This window comes from Nocardioides sp., assembly GCF_025964975.1.
GTDB lineage: Bacteria > Actinomycetota > Actinomycetes > Propionibacteriales > Nocardioidaceae > Nocardioides.
In genome coordinates, this window is the sequence record NZ_JAOPXV010000073.1 from 1 (window position 1) to 7,309 (window position 7,309).

The 7,309-nt window shown below is 69.0% G+C and carries 6 protein-coding genes and 1 pseudogene; all 7 read left to right on the plus strand.

The window, feature by feature from the left end; all coding sequences use genetic code 11:
• Nucleotides 1–975, plus strand: a pseudogene (locus JWN68_RS05295) (adenosylhomocysteinase); the annotation flags it as partial.
• A gap of 14 nt (nt 976–989) precedes the next feature.
• On the plus strand, nt 990–1,688 hold the full coding sequence (gene mtrA, locus JWN68_RS05300; protein ID WP_297735757.1) for an MtrAB system response regulator MtrA: 699 nt from the start codon (nt 990–992) through the stop codon (nt 1,686–1,688).
• A 52-nt stretch (nt 1,689–1,740) separates the two neighbouring features.
• Nucleotides 1,741–3,333 (plus strand): MtrAB system histidine kinase MtrB, encoded by a 1,593-nt coding sequence (gene mtrB / locus JWN68_RS05305; protein ID WP_297735759.1) that lies wholly within the window; start codon nt 1,741–1,743, stop codon nt 3,331–3,333.
• The gene (locus JWN68_RS05310; protein ID WP_297735762.1) at nt 3,330–5,060 is read left to right on the plus strand and encodes an LpqB family beta-propeller domain-containing protein; all 1,731 of its coding nucleotides are present in this window, start codon (nt 3,330–3,332) and stop codon (nt 5,058–5,060) included. The genes mtrB and JWN68_RS05310 overlap by 4 nt, the downstream gene beginning before the upstream one ends.
• A gap of 206 nt (nt 5,061–5,266) precedes the next feature.
• Nucleotides 5,267–5,836, plus strand: coding sequence for a phosphoribosyltransferase family protein (locus tag JWN68_RS05315; RefSeq protein ID WP_297735765.1), 570 nt, complete (start codon nt 5,267–5,269; stop codon nt 5,834–5,836).
• A 352-nt stretch (nt 5,837–6,188) separates the two neighbouring features.
• Complete coding sequence (raiA, locus tag JWN68_RS05320) at nt 6,189–6,803, plus strand: ribosome-associated translation inhibitor RaiA (RefSeq protein ID WP_297735768.1); 615 nt, start codon at nt 6,189–6,191, stop codon at nt 6,801–6,803.
• Between the two features lie 51 nt (nt 6,804–6,854).
• On the plus strand, nt 6,855–7,309 hold a 455-nt coding region (locus JWN68_RS05325), incomplete at its 3' end, for a response regulator transcription factor (protein ID WP_297735771.1).

A 7,309-nucleotide genomic window follows, 5' to 3' on the forward strand; every position in this document is an offset into this window, starting at 1 on the left:
AAGTCCGGCGTCGCGCCGGACCCGGCCTCCGCGAAGAGCCACGAGCAGAAGATCGTCTTCGACGTCCTGAACGCCTCGCTCGCCGAGAGCAAGGACCGCTACACGAAGATCGCCGGCTAGATCAAGGGCGTCACCTAGGAGACCACCACCGGTGTGCTGCGTCTCTACGACATGATGACGGAGGGCTCGCTGCTCTTCCCGGCCATCAACGTCAACGACTCGGTCACCAAGTCGAAGTTCGACAACAAGTACGGCTGCCGCCACTCGCTCATCGACGGCATCAACCGCGCGACCGACGTCCTCATCGGCGGCAAGGTCGCCGTCGTGGCCGGCTACGGCGACGTAGGCAAGGGCTGCGCCGAGTCGCTCCGCGGCCAGGGCGCCCGCGTCATCGTCACCGAGATCGACCCGATCTGCGCGCTGCAGGCGGCCATGGACGGCTACCAGGTCACCACGCTGGACGACGTCCTCGACATCGCCGACATCATCATCACCGCGACCGGCAACAAGGACGTCGTGACCGTCGAGCAGATGGCGAAGATGAAGCACCAGGCGATCCTGGGCAACATCGGCCACTTCGACAACGAGATCGACATGGCGGGCCTCGAGACCTTCGACGGCGTCGTGCGCAAGAACGTCAAGCCCCAGGTCGACGTCTGGACCTTCCCGAGCGGTACGTCGATCATCGTGCTGTCCGAAGGTCGCCTGATGAACCTGGGCAACGCCACCGGTCACCCGTCGTTCGTCATGTCGAACTCCTTCACCAACCAGGTGCTGGCGCAGATCGAGCTCTACACCAAGGCCGACGAGTACGACCTCGGCGTGCACGTTCTGCCCAAGCACCTCGACGAAGAGGTCGCCCGACTCCACCTCGACGCCCTCGGTGTGGAGCTGACGGAGCTCACCAAGGAGCAGGCCGCCTACCTCGGCGTGCCGGTCGAAGGCCCCTACAAGTCCGATCTGTACCGATACTGAGGCAGACTGCCTGCATGAGCCCGACCGAGCAGCCCACGAGGGGCAGCGTGCTGGTGGTGGACGACGACTCATCGCTTGCCGAGATGCTGTCCATCGTGCTGCGTCAGGAAGGCTTCGAGAGCCGGATCGTCACTCGCGGTGACCTGGCCCTCGAAGCCTTCCGCAGCTTCAAGCCCGACCTCGTCCTGCTCGACCTGATGCTTCCGGGCAAGGACGGCATCGACGTCTGCCGGGAGATCCGGGCCGAGTCCGGGGTCCCCATCGTCATGCTGACGGCGAAGGGTGACACCATCGACGTGGTCGTGGGCCTGGAGTCCGGCGCCGACGACTATGTCGTCAAGCCGTTCAAGCCCAAGGAGCTCGTGGCGCGCATCCGCGCTCGCGTCCGCCGCAACGACGCGCCCACCAACGAGTCCCTGACCATCGGCGACCTCAGCATTGACGTCGCGGGGCACGCCGTGATGCGCGGCGAGGAGCTGGTCAGCCTGACTCCGCTGGAGTTCGACCTCCTCGTGTGCCTGGCCCGCAAGCCGTGGCAGGTCTTCACCCGCGAGGTGCTGCTCGAGCAGGTGTGGGGCTATCGCCACAGCGCCGACACGCGGCTCGTCAACGTGCACGTCCAGCGGCTGCGATCCAAGGTCGAGCACGACCCGGAGAACCCCGAGATCGTCGTGACCGTCCGCGGCGTGGGATACAAGGCCGGTACGGCGTAGGCCGACCATGTCCGCGCCCCAGACTCCCGTCGCTACACCCCCGATCCCTCCGGTGGGCAGCGCGACCCACGGCGTCCGGCGTGCGCTGACGTTCTGGCGTCGCTCGATCCAGGCCCGCGTGGTGGCCAGCACGCTGCTGCTGTCCGCCACGGTGGTGGGGATCGTGGGCGCGTTCCTCATGCAGCAGACCCGGGACGGTCTCGTCGACAACCGCGTGGACCAGGTGATCGCCGAGGCCGAGAACGAGACGACTGACGCCCGCGAGCGGCTCTCCTCCGCCCTGGGCACCGACGTCAACGAGTCCCGGCAGCAGGAGGACCTCGTCGCGCCGATCATTAGCCGCGGCTCCGCTCGTGGCTTCGCGGTGATCCTCTCGCCCGCCGCCGCGCCCGGCGGCCGCCTCGAGGACGGCGGCGCCCAGTTCACCCGGGGCCTCGACCTGTCGAGCGTGCCGGGGACGCTGCAGGAGCACTTCGAGCAACCAGCAGCCACCTCCTGGACCTTCACCACGATCCGGACCACCCGGGAGGTCACCGGCCTGCCGCAGGGGCCGGGCATCGTGGTCGGCAGCCAGGTCACCCTGCCGGCCGACAACGAGACCTACACGCTCTACTACCTCTACTCCCTCGACGAGGAGTCCGAGACCCTCGACCTGGTCGGTCGGGCGTTGCTGACCGCAGGGGCGTTGCTGCTGCTCCTGGTCGCCGGACTGGCCTGGCTGGTCACGCGACAGGTCGTCACGCCGGTCCGGATGGCGCGACGCGTCGCCGAGCGACTCGCTGCCGGACAGCTGCAGGAGCGGTTGCGCGTGACCGGTGAGGACGACTTGGCGCGCCTCGCGACCTCGTTCAACCAGATGGCCAGCAACCTGCAGAAGCAGATCCGCCAGCTCGAGGAGCTCAGTCGCCTGCAGCGCAGGTTCGTCTCGGACGTCTCGCACGAGCTGCGCACCCCCCTCACCACCGTACGCATGGCCAGCGACGTCCTGCACGACGCGCGGACCAGCTTCGACCCAGGGACCAAGCGAGCGGCCGAGCTGTTGCAGACCGAGCTCGACCGCTTCGAGACCCTGTTGGCGGATCTCCTGGAGATCAGCCGGTTCGACGCAGGAGCGGCGGTGCTCGAGTCCGAGGACGTCAACCTGGTCCACGTGGCCCATCGTGTGGTCGACCTGACGCGCGCCCTCGCCGAGCAGCGCGACACGCGGGTGATCGTGCACGAACCGGGCCACCCGTGCCTGGCCGAGGCGGACGTACGCCGCGTCGAGCGGATCCTGCGCAACCTCGTCACCAACGCCATCGACCACGCCGAGTCCCGCGACATCCACGTCTTCGTCGGCGGCGACGACCACTCTGCCGCGATCGCCGTCCGCGACCACGGGGTCGGGCTCGGACCCGGCGAGTCAGCGATGGTGTTCAACAGGTTCTGGCGCTCCGACCCGGCACGCGCTCGCACGAGCGGCGGCACCGGGCTGGGGTTGTCGATCTCGCTCGAGGACACCCACCTGCACGGGGGATGGCTCCAGGCCTGGGGTCGCCCCGGCGAGGGCTCCCAGTTCCGGCTCACGCTGCCCCGCAGACTCAACGAGCAGCTACGGCACAGCCCGCTGCCGCTCGTGCCCGTGGACGCCCTGGAGTCCGCGTGAGGGGCCTGGCGACCCGCGTCGTCCTCCTTCTCTGCGCCCTTCTGGTGATGTCGGCGTGTGTGCGCATGCCGAGCGAGGGGCCGGTCACCGAGGTGCGGACCGACGCCACCGACACCACGACGTCCGGCATCGCCTACGACCCCAAGCCGCCGCAGAGGGGGGAGTCGGCCACCGAGATCGTCCTGCACTTCCTGGAGGCGATGAAGGCGACGCCCAGCACCACCAACGTCGCGCGCCAGTTCCTCTCCGAAGACGCGCAGCTGAGCTGGAAACCGGAGGCGATCGTCACCTATGGCGAGCTGGGTGACCCGGCGGGGGAGCTCGAGGTGTCACTCACCATGAGCAACCTCGAGATGTACGACGCGCGAGGCGCCTGGCAGCGCTCGCGGGACGAGAAGACCCAGGCGTTCGGTCTCACGGTCGAGAACGGCGAGTGGCGCATCAACGCGCTGCCGGACGCGCTGATCGTCCCAGAGACATGGTTCGAGGGCGTGTATCGCCGCGTGTCCCTCTACCTCTTCGACCCCACGACCCAGATCCTCGTCCCGGAGCCGGTCTTCGTCCCCGAGGGGGACCAGCTGCCGTCTTCGCTGGTGCGGGGTCTGCTGGACGACCCGACGGCCGATCCCAGGGTCAGTCGCACCGTCGTTCCCCCGGGTTTCGAGTCGTTCTCGGTGCCGGTCGAGGCTGACGGCGTCGCGAAGGTCTCCCTCGTGGGAGAGCCCAGCGCTGTCGACGACGAGCGGCGCAACCTGATCATGACCCAGCTGGTGTGGACCCTGCGTCAGGAACAGCGGATCGAGGCGGTGCAGCTCGCGATCGGCGAGGAGGAGCAGGGCGAGTCCGACGTGGCGATCCCGGTCGCCAGCGAGCTCGGGAGCGTGTACGACCCCACGGGGGCGCAGGCGAGCGGCGACCTGTTCGGCCTCGTGGACGGGCGCGTCGTGCGTGGACCCATCGGGTCGCTCGGTGAGACCTCCGGTGCGATGGGCAGCCAGCGGCTGGGCGTGCGCTCCATCGGCGTCAACCTGGCCGGTGACCGGGTGGCCGGTGTCACCACCGACGGCCAGGACGTCCTCGTAGCCCCCGTGGAAGAGGCTGGTCGAGCCGAGCTGGTCGCCAGTGGCGGCCGCAACCTGCTGCCCCCCGCCTGGGACTTCGCCGACCGGATCTGGCTGGCCGACCGGGCACGAGGTGGCGCGGTCATCAGCGTGGTCATCGGCGACCAGTCGCCGCGCGCCGTCAACGTGCCGGGCATGAGCGGCCGCGACGTACGCCGCCTGCTCGTCTCTCGCGACGGAACCCGTCTCGTCGCTGTCGTGCGTACGCCGAAGGGCGACCGGGTTGTCGCCAGCCGGATCCTCCACAACGAGTCGGGCAACGTGCTGCGGGCGGCGCGGGCGGTGGTGCTGGACTTCGAGCCTGCCGCCGCGACGCCGGTCATCCGCGACATCGGCTGGCGATCACCGACCAGCATCTCGGTGTTGACCGACATCACCGACGACCTCTCCCAGGTGGCGACGATCTCGGTGGACGGCTCGCCCGGCGAGCTCTTCCTCCTGGGAGCCTCCCGTCTCAGGGGCGGCAAGCGCGAGCTCGTCAGCTCCCCGGTCGAGGGTGCCGAGGTGTTCGCGGTGGCCCGCGACGCCGTCAGTGACCTCACCGCCCCCGAGCGCCCGCTCCAGGCGCCGGAGGAGGGGCTCTCCTCGCTCACCTACGTGGGCTGAGCGCCTCCACAGACCGTCCCCGGGACCTTGTGGCGGGACGGCACGCCTGATGCGATGACATGGTGCGTGACGCCGTCCTCGACCTGGTGACGGGGAGCACATGCGTCGGGTGCGGGCGTCCCGGTCGGATGCTCTGCCCGCCGTGCCGTGGGCTGCTTCCCGCCCGGGCACGCATCTCGTGGCCGCAGCCAACGCCCCCGGGTCTGGTGACCCCGTGGGCGGTGGCCGACTACGACGGCGCGGTCCGGGAGATGGTCGTCGGCCACAAGGACCGCGGCCAGTTCGGCTTCCGCCGGGTCCTGGGCGACCTGCTGGTCGAGTCGGTGCTGTGCGCCGTACCGAACCACGAGCAGCCGCTCGTGCTCGTTCCGGTGCCTTCACGGCCGGGATCCGCCCGTCGGCGGGGCTACGACCCGATGGGCGCACTCGTCCGGGTCGCGGTGTCCCGCCTGCGCAGGCATGGACTCACCGCCTCCGCTGCCCCGATGCTGGTGTCGAGTCGCGCCGTGGTCGACCAGGCGGGACTGTCCGCCCAGCAGCGATCGGCCAACCTGGCCGGTTCGATGGCCTGCCCGTCGGCCCGGCTGGCACGACTGGCCGGACGACACACCCGTGCGCACGTGGTGATCTGTGACGACGTCCTGACTACGGGCGCCACCGCCGCCGAGGCCCAGCGTGCGCTGGCCGCCGTGGGCCTGAGCCCGGTCGGCATCGCCGTCATCGCCGCGACTCGCCGGAGGTTTCCCGCTCAATCGACCCGTTCGCTTTTGTCCTGAGGGCGGAGGGGCTAGCGTCGGTCCATGGAGTCCGTCCGGGTCCGTGGTTGCGTCATCCGGGCCGGTGCGCGTGCGCACCCCCGCGGATGGCAAGCCGATGCCAGTCGCAGGCGAAACGGTCCACGTAAGGCTGGAGACAGCCGATCACGGTGCGGCTTAGACGTAAGTCCTGCTTCGGCGCCGCCGTCAGACACGGCGACCGTCGGGAGAGGGCCGGTAGTGGCATTCAAGCTGCGGAAGCCCCAGCAGGCGATTGTGGGGACGAAGACCAGGTCGGCCGGGCGGGCTCCATCTCACCTTGCCAAACGTGCAGGCGTGAGTGCTTGAGCAGCCCCGCTACGAGGAGGTTCACATGGATGTTGTGGTCACCGGCCGACACTGCGAGGTGTCTGAGCGGTTCCGTGAACATGTTTCGGACAAGCTCGCCAGACTCGAGAAGCACGATCACCGGATCATCCGCGTGCAGGTCGAGGTGGAACAGGAGAAGAACCCACGACAACACGACCGAGCCACCCGGGTAGAGCTCACCGCCTTCTCCAAGGGCCCGGTGATCCGCGCCGAGGCAGCTGCCGAGGACAAGATGGGTGCCCTGGACCTCGCCCTGGACAAGATGGCGTCACAGATGCGTCGCGCCGCTGACCGTCGGCGGATCCACCGCGGACGGCACGCACCGGTCTCGGTCGGTCAGGCGCTGGCCGACGTCGAGCCTCCGGCTGCTCCGGAGCCCGAGGACGAGACCGTGACTGAGCGTCAGGTCGGTCCGATCACGGTCACGGGCGACGGGCCCCTCGTCGTGCGCGAGAAGTCCCACGCGGCCGCGCCCATGACCCTTGACACCGCGCTCTACGAGATGGAGCTGGTCGGTCACGACTTCTACCTCTTCGTCGACAAGGAGAGCGAGAAGCCGTCGGTCGTCTACCGCCGGCGCGGTTACGACTACGGCGTCATTTCGCTCGATCTGGACTGAGAAGAGGCCTAAGGGAAGACCGGTCACGCCCGGGTCTGTCATGATGCGGGCGTGACCGAGGCAACAGTGAGGCCAGGGGCCGAGCCCATCCGTGTTCTCGTGGTCGATGACCAAGAGCTCTTCCGGCGAGGGCTCACGATGCTCCTGGCCCAGGACACCGACATCGAGGTGGTGGGTGAGGCCGAGGACGGCATCACCGGCACCGAGCTCGCTGTCGCGCTCGTGCCCGACGTCGTTCTCCTCGACGTCCGGATGCCGCGACGCAGCGGCGTCGAGGCGTGCAGCGCCATCAAGGAGGGTGTCCCGTCGGCCAAGATCATCATGCTGACGGTGTCGGACGAGGAGGGCGACCTCTACGAGAGCGTCAAGAACGGTGCGTCCGGATATCTCCTGAAGGACTCCTCGATCGAGGAGGTGGCGCAGGCGGTCCGCGTGGTCAACGAGGGCCAGTCGCTGATCAGCCCGTCGATGGCGGTCAAGCTGATCGACGAGTTCAAGCAGATGTC

Bases quoted from the DNA above. Each gene is read 5' to 3' on its own strand.
- mtrA (WP_297735757.1), top strand. From the start codon at position 990: ATGAGCCCGACCGAGCAGCCCACGAGGGGCAGCGTGCTGGTGGTGGAC.
- raiA (WP_297735768.1), top strand. From the start codon at position 6,189: ATGGATGTTGTGGTCACCGGCCGACACTGCGAGGTGTCTGAGCGGTTC.